1 protein-coding gene and 1 pseudogene are annotated in these 1,252 nt (G+C 31.9%); both read right to left on the bottom strand.

The features are described 5' to 3' along the window. Positions 1-118: 118 nt before the first annotated feature. Positions 119-412 (bottom strand): annotated as a pseudogene (locus FHL06_RS13450) (ParA family protein); the annotation flags it as partial. A 496-nt stretch (positions 413-908) separates the two neighbouring features. Beyond that, on the bottom strand, positions 909-1,252 hold a 344-nt coding region (locus FHL06_RS13445), incomplete at its 5' end, for an S-4TM family putative pore-forming effector (protein WP_238334059.1).

Raw genomic sequence — 1,252 nt, 5'->3', positions numbered from 1 at the left:
GCCTTGTGCCAAACAATTTTTCTTTTTTTCGAGATCTTCTGACCTTCTATTACTACCTTCGTTATGATTTTGGTAGCAATGATAACTACTCCTAGACCTTCCAACCACTTCCAAAATATTTGTTAGTCTTATTTTCAATGGTACGCTCAATATCGTCAAGGTGCATGTCTCCGGCAATTAGACTAATATAAGCACTTATTTCATGTATTTTGACTTTCCCTCGATCTAAGAAAATGTTGCCAACGGTGTCTTGATTGTCGTAAATGTTGTAAGTCTGGGTTAAATTACTTTGGTGGTCTAAGTCAATAAATAAAACATGCTTGCCATTTTTGGCTAACCATTCACCATAATTAAAAGCTAGGGTAGTTTTACCAACGCCGCCTTTTATAGCTGAAAATGTGATAATTTCCATTAGTGTTCCTCCTTATGCATACTAAGCGTGTTTAATAAACACATTTGTAAGTATAATAGCATGTAATAATCACATTTTCAATTTATACGTGTACTTTATATTTATAAGTACACATATAGATGCTTGGAACTCTTGCTTTTAACCTGCTCTTTAAAACGTCTTTGCTGCGTACGTTAATTCCATACTTTTTCATAAGTAACATGGATAAAGTTCACTGGAAATATTCACTTAATACTTGTTGTTTTATTTTAGCTGAAAGAATAGCAAAACTCCCTGAGTTTAGATTTACTACAACTCAGGGAGTTCGCTTTACACCAAGAAAGGCTATCTTTTTTAGTAGTGGCTAACCCGTAACTTTCAATTAACTATCATCGTCCGTTATGGTCGAACTAGAAGCATTAATAAAATAACCTTCAACATAGTGTCAATAAGTGGTTAGACGACAATTTATAAGATTATTTTAACAAGATCCAGCACATGTTATTACACCATAATCCTAATGTTTCGAATGTCTTTTTAAATTATCAGCAATACTTTTAGTAGAAGATTTCATTGCTTCTTCATGGCTTTTCTTGGTAACAAAGTAAAGCCAATTTGGAACTAAAATAGTTGCAGATCTAATATTAACAAATATAAAATCTTGAATAGACCTTAAATCTTTAACAGAAATTGAATATCTATTTTTATCTATAGAGTGAATGATATCATCTATCTGGTTAATTAGTTGAGTTTCTGCATCTAGTAAAGCTTTAAAAGTGATCCAATAGTTTATAAATTTGATAACAATTGGAATTGTAGTAACGATAGCAGCATCCATAACATGTCCCCACATATAATCTT

Source organism: Companilactobacillus halodurans, assembly GCF_009600985.1.
In the GTDB taxonomy this organism is placed as follows: domain Bacteria; phylum Bacillota; class Bacilli; order Lactobacillales; family Lactobacillaceae; genus Companilactobacillus; species Companilactobacillus halodurans.
The sequence above is the reverse complement of the archived record's forward strand: the minus strand, read 5'-3'. Positions and strand labels throughout refer to the sequence as shown.